At 63.6% G+C, this 17,607-nt stretch carries 10 protein-coding genes and 1 tRNA gene; 1 reads left to right on the top strand and 10 read right to left on the bottom strand.

The genetic code is table 11. The features are described 5' to 3' along the window. Positions 1-5: 5 nt before the first annotated feature. From XI08_RS09490 to XI08_RS09480, 3 genes are all read right to left on the bottom strand, one after another. Entirely contained in the window at positions 6-3,995 is a 3,990-nt protein-coding gene (locus tag XI08_RS09490) for a hypothetical protein (RefSeq protein WP_271574211.1), read from the bottom strand. Positions 3,996-4,861: 866 nt separating this feature from the next. Next, a tRNA-His gene (locus tag XI08_RS09485) sits at positions 4,862-4,938 on the bottom strand. Positions 4,939-5,203: 265 nt separating this feature from the next. After that, entirely contained in the window at positions 5,204-5,638 is a 435-nt protein-coding gene (locus XI08_RS09480; protein ID WP_027547678.1) for a phasin, read from the bottom strand. A gap of 618 nt (positions 5,639-6,256) precedes the next feature. On the opposite strand from XI08_RS09480, the gene XI08_RS09475 reads away from it, so the two are divergent. After that, positions 6,257-9,715 (top strand): PAS domain S-box protein, encoded by a 3,459-nt coding sequence (locus XI08_RS09475; protein WP_271574210.1) that lies wholly within the window; start codon positions 6,257-6,259, stop codon positions 9,713-9,715. 159 nt (positions 9,716-9,874) lie between these two features. Here XI08_RS09475 and XI08_RS09470 read toward each other — a convergent pair whose 3' ends face one another. The 7 genes from XI08_RS09470 to XI08_RS09440 all read right to left on the bottom strand — a co-directional run bounded on the left by XI08_RS09470 (position 9,875) and on the right by XI08_RS09440 (position 17,604). Continuing rightward, positions 9,875-11,428 (bottom strand): FAD-dependent monooxygenase, encoded by a 1,554-nt coding sequence (locus XI08_RS09470; RefSeq protein WP_271574209.1) that lies wholly within the window; start codon positions 11,426-11,428, stop codon positions 9,875-9,877. A gap of 274 nt (positions 11,429-11,702) precedes the next feature. Continuing rightward, positions 11,703-12,875 carry a thiolase family protein gene (locus XI08_RS09465; protein WP_271574208.1) on the bottom strand — a complete coding sequence of 391 codons (1,173 nt, stop codon included), beginning with the start codon at positions 12,873-12,875 and terminating at the stop codon, positions 11,703-11,705. Between the two features lie 227 nt (positions 12,876-13,102). Next, a complete protein-coding gene (gene serA / locus XI08_RS09460; protein WP_271574207.1) occupies positions 13,103-14,692 on the bottom strand; it encodes a phosphoglycerate dehydrogenase in 1,590 nt (529 codons plus the stop codon). A gap of 127 nt (positions 14,693-14,819) precedes the next feature. Beyond that, on the bottom strand, positions 14,820-15,992 hold the full coding sequence (locus XI08_RS09455; RefSeq protein WP_271574206.1) for a phosphoserine transaminase: 1,173 nt from the start codon (positions 15,990-15,992) through the stop codon (positions 14,820-14,822). A gap of 79 nt (positions 15,993-16,071) precedes the next feature. Further along, positions 16,072-16,263: a hypothetical protein gene (locus XI08_RS09450; RefSeq protein WP_235885730.1), complete on the bottom strand. Its 192-nt coding sequence runs from the start codon at positions 16,261-16,263 to the stop codon at positions 16,072-16,074. 271 nt (positions 16,264-16,534) lie between these two features. After that, entirely contained in the window at positions 16,535-16,999 is a 465-nt protein-coding gene (locus XI08_RS09445; RefSeq protein ID WP_271574205.1) for a GNAT family N-acetyltransferase, read from the bottom strand. A 14-nt stretch (positions 17,000-17,013) separates the two neighbouring features. Next, on the bottom strand, positions 17,014-17,604 hold the full coding sequence (locus XI08_RS09440) for a glutathione S-transferase family protein (protein WP_271574204.1): 591 nt from the start codon (positions 17,602-17,604) through the stop codon (positions 17,014-17,016). Positions 17,605-17,607: the final 3 nt, after the last annotated feature.

The raw sequence follows: 17,607 nt of genomic DNA, 5'->3' as shown, positions 1-17,607 counted from the left end.
CCCTATTACCGAGGCCGAGACAGATCAATAACGAAGACGTCGACGAAATCACGCAATTCGACAGGCATCCTATGCCGTATCTGATCGCGCAACGTTTCCGGTGTTGATATCGATGGCTCCCGTCGGCCAGCGACCGTCTCATCCGGTCCAAACCAAAGCACCAAGTAGATACCTTGCAGGGCCGCATCGGGATGGACGCTGTAGCGCTCATGGAGTTGAGCTGAAGCCGCGGTAAAGAGCTCGGTGTGCCACTGCCCCTTTACCTCAATCACCAGAAGACGCCGCCGGGCCTCGACCATAGCCGCAGCAGTAATGTCGCATCGATAAGCGTGCGCCATGTGGTGTTCAATGGTCACCGACAAATTGCGACTGACCAATCTACCGTGAAGATGCTCGACAATGCGGTTGCGCGAGTCGTTCTCATTGAGCCGTACGCCGCTTTCATAAAATACGTCCAGCGGGTTGGTCTCGGCGTTCCGTAGCCAGACCTGATAAGCTTCGAGCTCTTCCAGCAGAAATGCGCGCAAGTCCTCCACCGTCGCAATCCGGTTATTGTCGAGCATGTTTGCGACCGCTTCCGGTGAGGGCGGATTGAAATCCCGGAGTGCCAGCTTACGGAGCGCCGCCGCCTTTAGGCTCCTCGCGTCCGTATGGAAGTCAGTGAGGCGTGTATTGGAGAGGATCCTGTCGAGGACTGCCACTGCTCGGGCAGGCTCATCCCCGTTGATGGCGAAGATTACATCTCTAAGAAAGCGATAAGCCGTTTCGGGACGCGGAGATCCGGTCCCCCACGAGCTGGGAAGAAAGACTTTCGGCCACACCTCCACATAGATGTTGAGGATCTTGTATACCTTTTCGGCGGAAAGCTTCGGCCAGCCGGCAGTTTCACCGCTGCTCAGACGACCTGCACGAGACTCGATACCAAAGATCGTGTCGCCGCTGCTCTCAAGTAATTCCCAGATCCCCGAAGGCGGATCGTTGAGAAAGAAGAGCGCTCTCAGCAGCCAGAATTCGCGGTCCTCAGGCTGGCTGTTGGGAGCCGCTTGCAACACCTCATCGCAACGAGCCACAATCAATCTGATCAGTTCGTTGCGGTCCGCGTGCTCGGCGGACATATCAAAAAGGCTATCTCGAGCCTGGCGCGGCATGTTCGGATAGCGCTCGAGCCACTGCAGCGCCAGTGTCCTTTGAAGCGGCTTGAACGCTGTCTTGTACCGAAGCCAGCCGACGTTCGTTCCCAGATCCGTCTGCGCAGTAAGGCTTGGTTCTATGAATTCACGAGCGAATGCCTCAGCATCGGCGACCGATTGCAGGATTAGTTTGTCGATTTCGGCTTCAAACGCGGCTGCCTCCTCATTGGAAACGCCGGAATAACCACCGATGTCGGTCTTCACCGCCCGTAAGATCTTTCGATCTACGCCATCCAGATTTCCCTGTCCCCGGTAGATCACCATGCAGGCAGCATGAAGAACTAGAACGATATCGGGGCGGTCGTTGCCGGACCTCGCAGAGAGGGTCGGCACGTACGCATCAAGCAATGGGAAGCAATTGAGCAATGCCCGCTCAGCCATCTGCGGGTCGTCGGGTATCTCGTCACGATCGTCCGGTTTGAGCAGATAATATGCTGCCAGCTCACGAAGCGCGCCAAAGTGCTGACCGGCTTCAATCAGCGCCTTGTTGTCGCGATAGAACTGCCGCCGATCTTTCTTTTGCGCTTCTTCCCGAAGCTGCCAGCGGTTCTGACGACGCAGTCTCAGTCGGCGCTCCTTCCGCAGGTTCTCGCGGTTGCGTCGCTCAAGCTTCGACCACACGGCCAACAGCAGCGGACTAGTTCGGGCTTGCCGCTTTAGAATGGCGCGGTGCGCATCGGGACCTCTCTGCAGCGCATAAAAATTGTGCGCAAGATAGAACCCTTGCCAAAGCGCCGCATTGTCGGTCGACAAGGCGTGCTCGCTCAGCTCGAGGAAGTCCATCAGCTTTATGCCCAACCCCGCGTGACCGAACCCACTCATCAGCCTAATGCGGGTTTCCCACACCCCGTCGAGGTCGGTGGACTCCGAAAATGCCAAGCGATGGATGGCGTGGCGTAGCTTGTCGTCTTCCATCAAAGCGCGCACAGCGGCACTCTCTCGAGGAACGCTCTGCCCCGAAAAGATCAAATGCCTTGTCCATGCCCAGATCCTTGCGGGATCGTGCGGACCAGCCTCGATTTCGAAATAACGATCAAGAAGCCAACCGACAGTCTTGCTTGGCCCGGGCAAGCACTCGCATTCGTACGGTTGCGATTTCCCGCAACTGCAGCGCAGATTGCGGGTCAGTTCGTTCAGCAGCCAAATGACCGACCTAGCGTCAAGCGAAGTAATGACCTGTTTGGTCAGATATGACAGATTGAGATTGGCATCCCGATCTCTGGAACGCGGAACTCGACCACGGTTCTCGCTCTTCCCGACACACTCCAGAAGGTCACGGAGTGCCTCCATGCCGATTGCACCCGATCCGAGCTCGCCAGCGATCTCCAGAACAATTCGCAGCGAGCCGGCATCGCCTTTGGCGAGCAGTGAATTTACTGTCGCAGACGGCGCAGCGGTGCCGAGGCCCGAAAGAACCTGCTGAGTACGGAGCCGCGTGTAGATATCAATGCTGCTGTCCAGTACCAGAGCTTCCAGTTGCGCGGTCAGCAACGAAGCTACATCTGATCCGTGCAGAAGCTCCAAGATTAGATTGCGTAGTTCTGGATTGACGTCTCTGCCGGTGAGGACCTCCTCCAATTCGGAGACCATGGCACGATCAAAGAAGCCGGCCACACTGAAACGCCGCCAGGCGTCGCTACGGCGGAAATATGGGTCGATTTCCGATAGCTTTTTCAGCTCGGCAAGCAGCAACCGCTTGGAGGATGCCGCAAGTTGGGATGGATCTCCGTTTGACAGGACCGCATATGGGTCGGTCCGGACACATATCTCTTGAACAGGGAGATTTCCAAGGGCAGCCATCCAACCCAGTACCCCGCGCAGCTCGTCACGAACCACGGAATTTGGAGCCATCACTGACAGCAGGCGCCTCACCGAGAGCTGCGCCGCCGGATCCCCTACTCGGGCTGCCAAATGCTGGGCCGCGCAATACTCGGCCACGATGCGATGCACGGGTTCATGTCGATCCGGCTCCATCGCGGGCTTGAAGAGACGAGTGTTGGGAACGAAACTCAATGCGGGAGCGGGCTCACTCAGAGACTGAAGATAAGGGTAATCGACGTCGCCTTCGTCGGCGATCGAGATCCCGCTGCCACCACTGAGCAACAGCTTCGCAAAGATTTCGCTCGCCGCCGAGACAATAGCCTTCGTCGAGGGGCGATCTCGTTGCCATGGCGATGTATTGAGTTCAGAAGCCAGCTTCTCAATCGCATCGATGAAGATCTGATGCTTGGACGTAAAGCGTCTGCCGCCTTGGACATAGGCGTCTGCAAAGAGCCTTAAGAATTGCGGGTTTCCCAGAAGCGGGGTCAATTCAAACCGTGCCGCTTCACTTTCAAATCGGGAAAATTCCTCTCCGGGGCGATAGGATTCGAATAGGAGCCGTTGCTCCTCGGTGGAAAACGGCTGGAGACGCACGACCGCGGGGTTCTGTCCGAAGCAGTCCTTGACCAGTTTCGTTCTCGCCCTGTCCCATTCGCTTGAACGCGATGAGAACACGACCGTCGTCGCTTGCGTCTCTCTTGCTTTCTCGATGATGAGATCAATGGCGGCAACGTCAATTCTAGCGACCTCGTCGACCGCATCCACGACCACCGCGGCTGCCGGCGTCTGGATACGCCGGTGACGAAAAAGGCTGGCCCGGCACGATTGAACTCCGAGCCTCTCGGCAAGGCTCTGCAAGAGCTCCGTCTTTCCCGCTCCGGGCTCGGCGAGAACGATGATGACCTGGTGCTGAGCGAGTAGGTCTTCTTGGGAAATGACCGCGGCTTCGAGATGAAGAATGCGAGGTATGTAGTCGAGCCTCATTCAGCGACCATACAATTTCGCTCCACGAAACGCCGCCTCGGCCATTGTCCTTGACGGGGGTGCCCGGCAGGAGCCGACGGAAACTCGACCGGTGGGTTGCCGCCTCCACCATCGACCTCGCGCCGCCCCCCGGATCTTGCCTTTCTCCTTTAATCGAGTCCTTACGTTAGGAACAGCAGCCGGCCGCGGGCTGTGAGCAAAACACGATGGCGCGTGCGCGAATCAGAGCTTTCCAGTCAATCCGACGCGATATGAGCTGGCGAAGACGCCCGTATCCTGATCGTTGCCGTGCTTGTAGGTGAACCCGAGCGCGATGTTTCCTGACGGAACAAGGTTATAGGTAAGATCCGACTGGAGCCAAGAGAGGCTGCGACCGGTGTAGACGCCCAAGCGTAGCCGATCGTTGTCGTGACGATATGCCAAGCTCCTATCAACTCGTAAAGCTTCGTGCGTCCCGAGCCGGTCACTTCGCATGCATTGTCAATCGTGCAGGTGAGCCGCTGGGCGAATGGCATCGTGCTCGGCTCTGCGGCATTCCTCAAGCGTTCGCCGCTGTTCACCAGCGTCTTATTCGACCGTTATTCAACGAATCCGGCCGATGGCTACCTAAGTGCCTGAGTTTGAGAGCATTGGTGTCAACGATCGACCGGCGGATCCGAGACGATGCCGGTGTGAGTCCCTTCATTTTCATTCACACCGACCGCAACCCACAGGCCGGACTAAGCGGCATCTGGGCAACGTGCATTGCGCCCGCTTCAGCGCGACCGAAATTCACGTGCCTGGCACACTAGCGCTCTCGTGGTAGCTATCTGGTAGCTACAACAATCCGCAAGCCTTCGATGATTTCTGTAAGTATTTGTTTTTATTGGTACAGTTGGGTGGGCTCGAACCACCGACCTCCTGTTCCACAGACAGGCGCTCTAACCAACTGAGCTACAACTGCATCCTTGCGAGCCGCCCGGGGGCGCCCTGAACGGGCCGAGAACCAAGGGGGGCTGGACGGGGCGGAAACTAGGTGCAACGGCCGTTTTTGGCAAGGCCGCAAACGGGCGGAATCCACCCCCAAACGACGTTATTTCCAAAGGAAAACCCGGGCCTGGGCCCGGGTTTCTTATTATTTGGGCATGATCTTATCCGAAGACCGCTGCGCACTTCGCGCCCGGCCCTTCGGGTCCGGATCAGGCCCCAATCAAACCGGCCCGATCCGCTCAGGCGGCGGGCGGGTAGAGCTTCGAGGCGCTGGCCTTGATCGGCTCGGCGGCGGCGGTTGCGGCGCGCTGGGCGATCTCGGCGAGCTCCTTGGCCTGGGCCTGGAAGGTCTCGAGCTGCTTTTTGCCATGGCTGCTCCACAGCGCGAACGCATCCGACGGCGACGTCACGCCGAGCAGCTCCTGGGTGAAGTCCAGATGGGCGGTGGTGTTGGCCTTCATGAACTCCATCAGCTTGGCGGTGTACTCGTTCGCGCCCTTGCTGGCGGACGAGAACACGGCCTCGATGGTGCCGTTATGGCTTTCGGCCGCGTCCTTGAACTTGGCATAGCTCTCGCGGGCCTGCGAAACGCCCTTTTCGGCGAACGCACGCATCTGCTCCGGCACCTCGAACGGGATGATGGAGGCGGAGAATGGATCAGTCGCACCTGTCATTTTGGTCCCTCACGGTCATGGAAAAATGGAGTGAGCCTTCTGGCGCGCCCGCCGGCCAACCGGGGCCCTTCTGTTGGCGGGTACGAAGACTGGATACGCGTAACGAAAAAGATGGCTCGTCCAACGCCCAGCAGTATCGCTGCGTAACATGTCAACTTTGTGCAGCGCAATGCGATCCGGGGTGCGCAGGGAAAATTTAATCCCGGAGAGGATGAGGTTCCTGCCTGAGGGAACCCGTGGTTGAGGTCGTCATTCCGGGGCCGGAGCGGAGCGAGGGAGCCCGGAATCCATCAGGCCGCGGAGATCGCAGGGACATGGATTCCGGGCTCGCGCCAAATGGCGCGCCCCGGAATGACGGAGGGGCTCGCGTGCTTCGGCCGGGCCGCATCCATCGCCGCGCGGCTGACGATCGGGCTTCCCCGCGAATCCTGCGGATGCAGCGCCTCCGCGGCTTGCGGGTCTGGCCGGATTAAGGTTATCGCGGCTTTAGGGCCTTCCCCGTAGGCTGGGGCCGTGGACCTGCCCGCGCCTGCGCGCGATACTAACCCTTTCTTAAGGCTGTCATTCCCGGCAGCCTTAAGGCCAGACGCGTGTCAGCGAGTACCTAAAGCCGGTTGGATGAGTCATTCGGATTTCCAGTTGCGAGGCGTGGGCGATCCCCGGCTGGCCGTGCATGCGACGTCCCCGCTGCCCGCGTGGCTCTGGTCGGTCGACGGCACGCGCGTGCTGTGGGCCAATCCGGTCGGCGCAAAGTTCTTCGGCGCGGCCCATGCCGCAGCGCTGGCGGACAAGGTTTTCGGCCCGGCTGACAGCCATCGCCGCCAGGTCGCCCGGCTCGCCCGCCAGCTGCCGGCGAACGGCACTGTCAGGCTCGAACGGCTGCGCGGCTTCGGCGCCCGGCTCGGCATGCTGATGACCTGCGCCTGCACGCGGCTGAGCTTCGCCGATGGCGGCCAGGCCGTGCTCGTCACCGCGGTGGATCCATCGGTGCGCACCATGCCGCTGGTGGAGCGCCTGCATCGCCTCGTCGCGGGCGCCGGGATGCCGATGGCGGCGTTCGCGCCCGACGGAATGTTCGTCGGCGCCAGCGAAGCCGCCCGCGCCCTGCTCGGCTTCCGCGATCTCGGCGAAGCCGGGCTCGAACAGGCCCGCAGCGATGCGCTTCGCAGCGGCCGCGCCGAGACGCCGATCGGCATCGGCCAGATGGTGCTGCAACGGGTTGGGCTCGGGGCTGATATCGGCCTGGTCGCGCTGATCGAGCCGGCCGCGGCGCAAGCGGCAGAGGCGAGCGATGCCGCGCCGGCGGCATCTGCACCCGAGAGCACGCCTGATGCCACGCCCGCGGCGCCGGCTCAATCCACGCAGCAAGCCGCGGAGGCGCCAAGCGCGCCGTCGCCGTCGCGCGACGCGCCGGCCGCCATCGCATTCTTCGACGCCTTCGCCGAGCCGGTCGAGACGCCCGCGCCAGCGGCGACGATCGCCGAGCTGCCCGCGCGCGAGGCGGCGCCGGAGATCGCAGCAGTCCAGCAAGCCGTAGACGAAGTGGCCCAAGAACCGGCTCAAGAACCGGCCGACGCCGCGCCCAAAACTCCGGTTGAAAACCAGCTCTCAGCCATTGTGTCGCCTCAGGCCGCGCCGATCACATCAGGCATGGTCGAGCCGCCGTCGGGTCCCGCACAGACGCCCGCGCCGCATCAGCATCCGCTGCGCTTCCTCTGGCAGGTGGATGCAGAGGGCCGCTTTGTGCTCGCAACCAGCGAGTTCACCCGCCTGATGGGCGCGCACACGGCCGCCGGCTTCGGCCGCCCCTGGCGCGAGATCGCCGAGCAATTCTCGCTCGACCCGGAGGGGCGCGTGGCGCAGGCGCTGGCCAGCCACGACACCTGGGCCGGGATCACCGTGAACTGGCCGGCCGATGGCGGCGAGCATCTGCCGGTCGAGCTCGCGGGCCTGCCGGTCTACGACCACGCGCGCAATTTCGCCGGCTTCAAGGGCTTTGGCGTCTGCCGCGATCTCGACGGCCTCAACCGGCTCGATGCGCTCCGGCGCTTCGAGCAGTTCGCGGAACCGCACGCGCAGCACCGCCTGCCCGCCGACATCGTCGAGCCTGAGCCGGAGCCGGAGCCCGTAGCAGAGGCGCCGCCTCCGCCAGCCGAGCCGCCCGAGCCCACGCCTGAGCCTCCACCTGAAGCTGAACTGCCCGCACCCGACGCGACTTCACAACCAACCGATCCGGAAACGCCAGTGGAAACGCCCCCCAACGTCGTGCCGTTCCGCCCGCCCGGCGATGCCAGATCACCTGGTGATCAGAGATCGCCGACGCTGACGCCGATCGAGAACAGCGCGTTCAACGAGCTCGCCCGGCAATTGTCCGAGCGCCTCGAACGCGAGCGGGAGACGATCTCAGCCAGCGCGACTGAACCTGCGGCGGAGACCGCCCCCGAACCGCCGATCGAGGCGCCGGATGCGCCGCACACGCCGGCCGAATGGCTGACCGAGCCGGCGCCGCCGGCGCGCGGCCACAGCATGCGCGACCGCGCGCTGCTCGACCTGCTGCCGACGGGCATTTTGATCTATCGCCTCGACCGCCTGCTCTACGCCAACCCGGCGTTCCTCGCGCGCATGGGCCATGCCAGCGTGAGCGCGCTGGAGCATGCCGGCGGCCTCGATGCGCTCTATGTCGAGCCGGGCGTGTCGGCCGCCAGCAGCACCTCGCATGGCGGCACGCCGGTGACGATCAGCGCGACGCTCGCCAATGGCGAGGAGCCGCTGCCGACGACTGAAGCCCATCTGCACACCATCGACTGGGACGGCGAGAGCGCGCATGCGCTGATCTGCGCGCTGCCCAATCCTGCACCCGTTGTGGCAGCGCCCGTTGTCGCCGAGCCCGTTGCCGCCGCGCCTGTTGTCGCCGAGCCTCTTGTAGCAGAGTCCTTCCCCTACGCCTCCGAGCTAGAATCCCAGGCCGGCGATGCCGACGCCGAGGATCTCGCCGCGATCCTCGACACCACGGCCGAGGGCATCGTGATGTTCGATGCCGAAGGCAACATCCACGTCTGCAACCGCAGCGCCGAGGCGCTGTTCGGCTACGACGGCGAAGCGCTGCTCGAGCAGAACCTCGTGACGCTGTTCGCGCCGGAGAGCCAGCAGGTCGTCGCCGACTATCTCGAAAGCGTCAAGAGCCAGGACATTTCGAGCCTGCTCGACCACGGCCGCGAGGTGCTGGGGCGCGAGAAGAAGGGCGGCGTCATTCCGCTTGCGATGATCATGGGCCGCACCAGGCCCGACGGCCCGAACTTCTTCGCCGTGTTCCGCGACCTCTCGCAGAGCAAGAAGGGCGAGAGCGAGCTGACGCAGGCCCGCCGTCTCGTCGACGGCGCGGCCAACGCCAAGGCCGACATGCTGGCGCGGATCAGCCACGAGATCCGCACGCCGCTCAACGCCATCATCGGCTTTGCCGAGGTGATGATCTCCGAACGCTTCGGCGCGCTCGGCAACGAGCGCTACGGCGAATACATGAAGGACATCCGCGCCTCCGGCGAGCGCGTCATCGCGATCATCGACGACCTCTCGGAGCTGTCGCGGATCGAGACCGGCAAGCTCGACCTCGACTTCGCCAACCTCAACCTCAACGATCTGGTCGAGGCCTGCGTCGTGGTGATGCAGCCGCAGGCCAACCGCGAACGCATCATCATCCGCACCTCGCTCGCCCATGCGCTGCCGCAGGTGACGGTGGACGCGCGCGCGATGCGGCAGATCACCATGAACCTGATCTCGAACTCGATCCGGCTCGCCAGCGCCGGCGGCCAGGTCATCGTCTCGACCGCGCTCACCGATCGCGGCGAGATCGCCCTTCGCATCCGCGACACCGGCCATGGCCTTAGCGAGCGCGAGGTCGCGGCCGCGATGGAGCCGTTCCGCACCCCGCCGCCGGGCGATGCCGAGGACAATTCGGCGCTGAGCCTGTCGCTGACCAAGGCGCTGGTCGAAGCCAACCGCGCCCGCTTCAACATCAAGAGCGCAGGCCAGGGCACGCTGATCGAAGTGGTGTTCGCGCCAGTGGTGGCGCGGGCTTAGGGCTCACGACATGCCGTCATGCCCGGGCTTGTCCCGGGCATCCACGTTCTTCGTGCAACAAGTAAGGCGTGGATGGCCGGGTCATAGGCGAGCGAAAGCGATGCCGTCCTTCGGACGGCTATGCCCGGCCATGACGATGAGGAGACATTGGCGCGGTGCTCAGGGAAATCCTCGCGCCTCCATGGATTGGCCGAACCATCGGGACGCGGCGTCAGCGACCTCTTCATGGTCGGGCGTACCGTCGCAGGCCCACGCGACGAAGCCGTCGGGGCGCACCAACGCTGCACTCAGGCCCAGCCGGTCCTTCGCGTCATCGGCGACATATGTAATCCGGTCGCCCCAGCGGCTTGCAAGCAGCCGAAGTGGTGCACCGGCGCCGAAGTCCAGCAATATTCCCTTCGCCGTCCTGAGGCGTTGTCCGACGGTCGCCCCGTCAAGCAATTCGAGATCGGGAGCACTCCGGCCGACGAGCGGATGGCTGCCACCGAGATCGTAGCGGAGCGAAACGCCGCGCACGCGCTCGGCGAAATAGGTCGCACCATCCCGCGTCTCGATCAGATCGCCAATGATGGCTTGGAGCGCGCGGGCGCTCGGTGTCGGCCGCATGATCGCGACCTGCGCGCGCGACCAGTCGAGGATTTGCGCGCCCACAGGATGCCGCTCGCGCGAATAGCTGTCGAGGAGATCGGCCGGTGCGTCGCCGCAGATCGTCGCCGCCAGTTTCCAGCCCAGGTTCATCGCATCGCCGAGACCGAGATTGAGGCCCTGGCCGCCCAGCGGCGAATGGATGTGGGCAGCGTCGCCCGCCAGGAGCACACGCCCCTTGCGATACGTGGTTGCCTGATGGGCCCGATCCGTCCAGGTGGCGGCGAGCCGAAGCGCCGTGACGGTGACGTCGGTGCAGGAGACGCGACGCAAGACGTTCTGCACATGCTCGCGCGTGATCGGCCCGGTCCGGTGGAAAGCTCCGCCGTCGAAATCGACCATCGCGATCGTCCCGGGCTGCGCATAGGTATACATGCCGGCGGGCGTGTAGTTGCGACCCTGGCGAAGCCTGTCCGGATCGGCCAGCTCGACATCGATGGAATAGCCCGTGAACTCGGGGTCGGTGCCGACGAAGTCAAAGCCGCCGGTTTTGCGGACCGTGCTGCGGGCGCCGTCGCATCCGACAAGCCAGCGTGCCCGGAAGGTCTCGCCGGCCGCCTGCACTGTCACGTCTTCGCTCGCGGCGACAATGGCATTCACACCAAAACCGCGCCGGATCTCGACGCCCATGCTGCATGCGCGCGCAACCAGAACGGATTCGAGCGTTTCCATGTCGACCGCGAGGTTGGCATCGGCCGACGTCGGCAGACGCCAGGACCACTTCGCGACATCGACGTCGTCCTGATAGAACTGGATGCCGGCGAAATGCCCCGCGGGCCGTCGCGTCTGCTGCATCCAGTGGGCTGCGCTCTTGATCGCGCCTGAGGCAAGCTGCTGCGCGGCCACGATCTCTTCCAGCAGGCCACGCCGGTGAAAGGCCTCGAGTGTGGGGATCGAAAGACCGCGCAGGCCGAACGGGAGTTGCTTCAGGGCCGAATGCGGATCTTGCGATTGCTCCAGCACCAGAACCTGGAGACCGGCGAGCCGCAACTCGCACGCGAGAAACAGGCCGACGGGACCGGCACCGGCAATGACGACGTCGTATGGAATGGAGGATTGATCGTGCATGAGACGCTCCTGTGGTCGATGTTCGACCGGAGCGTTCCCTGGGCTTGAGAATCACACGGACGAACGATTGGGCGCCTTGATGGCGTCCGATGTTCGTCGCGGGGATCTCGTGCACAAGGCCAAAGACCAGAGCTTTCGTTACCGAAAGGACTTGGGCTTACCAGACCAAGTCTGCCTTTTCCGACAGAGGACATATAGTTTCGAGACGATCGATCTGCAACGAAAAAGGCACGGCGCTTGCGGCGCCGTGCCTTTCACATTCATGTGCCCTGGATCAGCTGTAGATCTCGAACAGGCCGGCGCCGCCCTGGCCGCCGCCGATGCACATCGTCACCACGCCCCACTTCGCCTTGCGGCGCGCGCCTTCCTGGAGCAGGTGGCCGGTGAGACGTGCGCCGGTCATGCCGAAGGGATGGCCGATCGCGATCGAGCCGCCGTTGACGTTGTACTTGGCGGGATCGATGCCGAGCTGGTCGCGGCAATACAGGCACTGGCTGGCGAACGCCTCGTTGAGCTCCCACAGATCGATGTCGTCGATCTTGAGGCCGGTGCGCTTGAGCAGCTTCGGAATCGCGAACACCGGTCCGATGCCCATCTCGTCGGGCTCGCAGCCGGCGGTCGCCCAGGCGACGAAGCGGCCGAGCGGCTTGAGGCCGCGCTTCTCGGCGTCCTTGGCTTCCATCAGCACCACGGCGGCGGCGCCGTCCGAGAGCTGGCTGGCATTGCCGGCGGTGACGAACTTGCCGGGCCCCTTCACGGGCTCGAGCTTGGCAAGGCCCTCCAACGTGGTCTCGGGCCGGTTGCACTCGTCGCGATCGACGACGTAGTCGACGATGCTCTCGGCCTTGGTCTGCTTGTCGACGACCTTCATCTTCGTCTTCATCGGGACGATCTCGTCCTTGAACTTGTTCGCTTGCTGGGCCGCGGCCATGCGGCGCTGCGATTCCAGCGAGAACTCGTCCTGGTATTCGCGGCTGAGCTTGTAGCGCTCGGCGACGATGTCGGCGGTGTCGATCATCGCCATGAAGATGTCAGGGGCGACCTTGAGCAGCTCCGGATCGATCGATTCCTTCGGCGTGCCGCCGCCCGGCATCGAGATGCTCTCGACGCCGCCGGCGACGATGCAGTCGGCGCCGTCGGAGCGGATCGAGTTGGCGGCCATCGCGATGGTCTGGAGCCCGGAGGAGCAGAAGCGGTTGACCGAGACGCCGGCGGTGGTCTTCGGCAGGCCGGCGAGCAGCGCGGCCTGGCGGCCGATGTTCGGCGCGCCGTGGGCGCAATTGCCGAGGTAGCAGTCCTCGACATAGTCCTTCTCGACGCCGGCGCGATCGACCGCGTGGTGGATGGCATGGGCCGCGAGCGACATCGGCGGCGTGATGTTGAACCCGCCGCGGCCCGATTTCGCGAGGCCCGTGCGCGCATAGGAAACGATGACGGCTTCACGCATTGTTTTCTCCCTTGTCGAACGATTTTGAACGGAGCGTCCTGGTCGCCATTGGTACACAAAGTCGGCAGGCTGCGGGAGAAATAAAAACGCCGCCTCCGGTGAGGGAGGCGGCGTTGTTCCGCGGGTCGGAATATATGATAAGCGTCATTCCGGGGCGGCTCGAAGAGCCGAACCCGGAATCTCGAGATTCCGGGTTCACGCTTCGCGTGCCCCGGAATGACGGTGTCTCAGAACGTCAGCGCCTTGGCCTGCTTGACCTGCGGCAGGGCCAGCACCTTGGCGAGCACGTCGGCCGGCACCGCGCCGTCGACCTCGACCAGCGCGATGGCGTCGCCGCCCAGCTTGACGCGGCCGAGATGGAAGGTCGCGATGTTGAGCTTGGCGTCGCCGAGCAGGCTCGCGAACGCGCCGATGAAGCCTGGCTTGTCCTCGTTGGTGACGTAGATCATCGACTTGCCGAACTCGGCATCGACGCGGATGCCCTTGACGTCAACCAATCGCGGCTTGCCGTCATGGTACACGGTGCCGGAGACCGAGCGCTCCTGGCGTTCGGTCGCGACCGTGACGGTGATCAGGCTCTCATAGTCGCTCTGCGCGGCGCGCACGATCTCGTCCACCACCATGCCGCGCTCCTTGGCGACGACGGGCGCGGACACGACGTTGACCTCGCCCAGCATCGGCCGCAGCAGGCCCGACAGCACGGCGGAGGTGATCGCCTTGATCTTCATCTCGGCGACATGGCCCTCATAGGTGATCTCGACCTTGAGGATGCCGCTCTCGGTGAGCTGGCCGGCAAACGAGCCGAGCTTCTCGGCGAGCGCGACGAACGGCTTCAGCTTCGGCGCTTCTTCCGCCGTGATCGAGGGGAAGTTGACCGCGTTCGAGATCGCGCCGGTGAGCAGATAGTCCGACATCTGCTCGGCGACCTGGAGCGCGACGTTCTCCTGCGCTTCGGTGGTGGAGGCGCCGAGATGCGGCGTGCAGATCACGTTGGGATGGCCGAACAGCACGTTGGCATTCGCGGGCTCCTCGACGAAGACGTCGAAGGCGGCGCCGGCGATGTGCTTGGAATTCAGCGCATCGACCACCGCCTGCTCGTCGACGAGGCCGCCGCGGGCGCAGTTGATCAGGCGCACGCCCTTCTTCATCTTGGCGATTGCGGCAGCATCAATGATGTTCTTCGTCTTCTCGGTGAGCGGAGTGTGCAGCGTGATGAAGTCGGCGCGCTTGAGCAGGTCATCGAGATCGACCTTCTCGACGCCGATGTCCTTGGCGCGCTCCGGCGACAGGAACGGATCGAACGCGACCACCTTCATGCGCAGGCCGAGCGCGCGGTCGGCGACGATCGAGCCGATGTTGCCGCAGCCGACGACGCCGAGCACCTTGCCGGTGATCTCGACGCCCATGAAGCGGTTCTTCTCCCACTTGCCGGCCTGGGTCGAGGCGTCGGCCTGCGGGATCTCGCGGGCGAGCGCCAGCATCAGGGTGATGGCGTGCTCGGCGGTCGTGATCGAATTGCCGAACGGCGTGTTCATCACGATGATGCCCTTGGCCGTGGCGGCGGGGATCTCGACGTTGTCGACGCCGATGCCGGCGCGGCCGATCACCTTGAGGTTGGTCGCCTTCTCGAGGATCTTGGCGGTCGCCTTGGTCGCGGAGCGGATCGCAAGGCCGTCGTAATTGCCGATGATCTCGGCGAGCTTGTCCTTGTCCTTGCCGAGATTGGGCTGGAAGTCGACCTCGACACCGCGATCCTTGAAGATCTGGACGGCAGCGGGCGAGAGCGCGTCGGAAATGAGAACTTTGGGCTTGGTCATGGGGATGATCCGTGGTGCGAGCTGCATTTACGGAACGTCACCCGCGGGCCTGACCCGCGGGTCCATCTCTCTTAATCGATGGATGGCCGGGTCAAGCCCGGCCATGACGAGAATGAGTTAGAGCGCGTTACGCCGCCTTGGCGAGCTGCGCCTTGGTCTCGGCGAAGGCCCAGTCGATCCACTGGGTCAGCAGCTCGACGTCCTTAGCCTCGACGGTGGCGCCGCACCAGATGCGCAGGCCGGCCGGCGCATCGCGGTAATAGGCGAAGTCGTAGCCGGCGCCTTCCTTCTCGACCAGCGCGACCAGCTTCTTGCTGAAGTCGGCCTGCGCGTCGTCCGAGAGCGCGGTGAGCGCGGGATCGGTGAACTTCAGGCACACCGAGGTGTTGGAGCGGATCGAAGCGTCCTTGGCCAGGAAGTCGATCCACGGCGTCTTCGCCTTCCAGTCGGCCAGCACCTTGGTGTTGGCGTCGGCGCGCGCGATCAGCGCCTTGAGGCCGCCGATCGACTTGGCCCAGTTCAGCGCATCGAGATAGTCCTCGACGCAGAGCATCGACGGCGTGTTGATGGTCTCGCCGACGAAGATGCCTTCGTTGATCTTGCCGCCCTTGGTCATGCGGAAGATCTTCGGCAGCGGCCAGGCCGGCTTGTAGGTCTCGAGCCGCTCCACTGCGCGCGGGGAGAGGATCAGCATGCCGTGCGCGGCCTCGCCGCCGAGCGCCTTCTGCCAGGAGAAGGTGACGACGTCGAGCTTGGCCCAGTCGAGGGGTTGCGCGAATGCCGCCGAGGTGGCGTCGCAAATGGTCAGGCCTTCGCGGGTCGCGCTGATCCAGTCGGCGTTCGGCACGCGCACGCCTGAGGTGGTGCCGTTCCAGGTGAAGACGACGTCCGACTTCGGATCGACCTTGGAGAGATCGGGGATTTCACCGTAGGCCGCATTGAGCTTGGTGACGTCCTTGAGCTTCAATTCCTTGACGATGTCGCTGACCCAGCCCTCGCCGAAGGATTCCCAGGCGAGCGTGGTGACGGGCCGTGCACCGAGCAGCGACCACAGCGCCATCTCGACCGCGCCGGTATCGGAGGCCGGCACGATGCCGATGCGATAATCGGCGGGCACTTCAAGCACTTCGCGCGTCAGATCGATCGCGAGCTTGAGCTTGGTCTTGCCGACCTTCGCGCGATGCGAACGGCCGAGCGCTGCGTCCTTGAGATTTTGGGCGTTCCAGCCGGGGCGCTTGGCGCAGGGGCCGGAAGAAAAATGCGGCACGTTGGGCCGCGAAGCGGGCTTCGCTACAGTCATAATCTACCCTTCCAGATAGTAAGCCTCCCGTTGGGGGGAGGTGTCCCGCCGCGGCTGATACGGGAAACGGGAAGAGTCGTCAAGGAAGTTCCGGGACCTCACGCGCGAGTGATGGCGCTTCCGGCGCGATATCGGGGGATTCGACCGTGGCGAGCGCGTTCAGCAAGTCCGTGGCCTCGCTGATCAATTGCGCGGCCTTGCGTCGGCTGCCGACCTTCAAAATGCACTTGTCGTTGGCCTGCACAACATAGCCGTTGCCGACCTTGATCATCGAATAGCTTGTCATCGAAATCCCCGAACCGACCGAGCTCGGTGTCTGACGCTGCCGTAGCACCGATCGTTCCCACCTCAACGTGAACGACGGCTGGGTAGTTTACCGGCTCTTAACATGAACGAATGCGCGATCCGAATTTGCTGATTGCGCAAGGTGCGCGGCCGGAGCCCCATTCCGATACAATCGGAATGGGACTCTTGATTTTTGTGTTGACGCGTTTTCTTTACGCGAACCGGTATCCACTTCGCTCGAAAACGCTCTTACTGCCTCAAAAGCGGACAGTCATGCCGACATGACTAGCTGTGAATCCGAGCCGCTTGTAGAAGCGCTGCGCGTCCACTCGCGTCTGATGCGTCAACAGTTCGACCAGATTGCAGCCGCGCGCTTTCGCTTCCGCGATGGCCCATTGCACCAATTGCTCGCCGATGCCGCGGCTGCGACAATCAGTGGCAACGCGCACGTCTTCGAGCAGACCACGGGTGCCGCCTTGCGAGCTGATGCCTGACAGCACAGCAAGTTGCAGGCAGCCGACCACCCTGCCCTCGCTCTCGGCAACCACCAGCGTGAGATTTGGATCGCGCTCGACCCGCTCGAACGCTTCGTAATAGGCCGGGGGCAGCGGATCCTCCACCCGCTCACGGGCGCGCCCGAGATGATCGTCGGCGAGCATCGCCACGATCGCGGCGACATCCTCGCGGCGCGCGCGACGAATGGAAACGGTTCCGGCGTTCATGAGGTACTCCGGACTCAACGCGCCGGCGGAAGGCCGAGAAAGGCCTCGGTCTCGCCGATCCAGCGGCGAACGGCCGCATGACGGCCGAGATCGAAGCCGCCTTCATGCGCAACGCGGGTATAGGCGAGCAGCGAGACGTCGGCGAGCGAGACCGCTTCGCCCGCAAAGAAGCGGCTGCCGGAGAGATGCTGCTCCATGCGGTCGAGCGCCGCATAGCCGCGCTTGACCTTTTCGGGGTCGAGCTCGGAGGCGTCCTTGCCGAGATAGACGAGCTGGAAGCGGCACACCGCGATATAGGGCTCGTGGCTGTACTGCTCCCAGAACAACCATTCATCCATCTTGGCAGCAACAAAGGCGTCGCGCGGAATCAGCGCGCTGTCGCGGGCGAGATAGCGAATGATGGCATTGGATTGCGCCAGCGTACGGCCATCGTCGAAGGCGACGGTCGGCACCTGGCCGGCGCCGTTCATGGCAAGGAATTGCGGCGTGCGCGTCTCACCCTTGCGGGTGTCGATCTCGATCCAGTCGTAGGGCAATGCGAGCTTGTCGCAAACCCACTTCACCTTGAGACAATTGCCGGAATTGGTATCGCCGTAGATCTGCATCGC

Source organism: Bradyrhizobium sp. CCBAU 11361 (assembly GCF_028128935.1).
Classification (GTDB): domain Bacteria; phylum Pseudomonadota; class Alphaproteobacteria; order Rhizobiales; family Xanthobacteraceae; genus Bradyrhizobium; species Bradyrhizobium niftali.
The sequence above is the reverse complement of the archived record's forward strand: the minus strand, read 5'-3'. Positions and strand labels throughout refer to the sequence as shown.

Coding starts and splice junctions, on each gene's coding strand:
- serA (WP_271574207.1), bottom strand. CDS start 14,692: ATGACCAAGCCCAAAGTTCTCATTTCCGACGCGCTCTCGCCCGCTGCC.
- XI08_RS09445 (WP_271574205.1), bottom strand. CDS start 16,999: ATGAACGCCGGAACCGTTTCCATTCGTCGCGCGCGCCGCGAGGATGTC.
- XI08_RS09440 (WP_271574204.1), bottom strand. CDS start 17,604: ATGCAGATCTACGGCGATACCAATTCCGGCAATTGTCTCAAGGTGAAG.
- XI08_RS09455 (WP_271574206.1), bottom strand. CDS start 15,992: ATGACTGTAGCGAAGCCCGCTTCGCGGCCCAACGTGCCGCATTTTTCT.
- XI08_RS09480 (WP_027547678.1), bottom strand. CDS start 5,638: ATGACAGGTGCGACTGATCCATTCTCCGCCTCCATCATCCCGTTCGAG.
- XI08_RS09470 (WP_271574209.1), bottom strand. CDS start 11,428: ATGCACGATCAATCCTCCATTCCATACGACGTCGTCATTGCCGGTGCC.
- XI08_RS09465 (WP_271574208.1), bottom strand. CDS start 12,875: ATGCGTGAAGCCGTCATCGTTTCCTATGCGCGCACGGGCCTCGCGAAA.
- XI08_RS09475 (WP_271574210.1), top strand. CDS start 6,257: ATGAGTCATTCGGATTTCCAGTTGCGAGGCGTGGGCGATCCCCGGCTG.
- XI08_RS09490 (WP_271574211.1), bottom strand. CDS start 3,995: ATGAGGCTCGACTACATACCTCGCATTCTTCATCTCGAAGCCGCGGTC.
- XI08_RS09450 (WP_235885730.1), bottom strand. CDS start 16,263: ATGATCAAGGTCGGCAACGGCTATGTTGTGCAGGCCAACGACAAGTGC.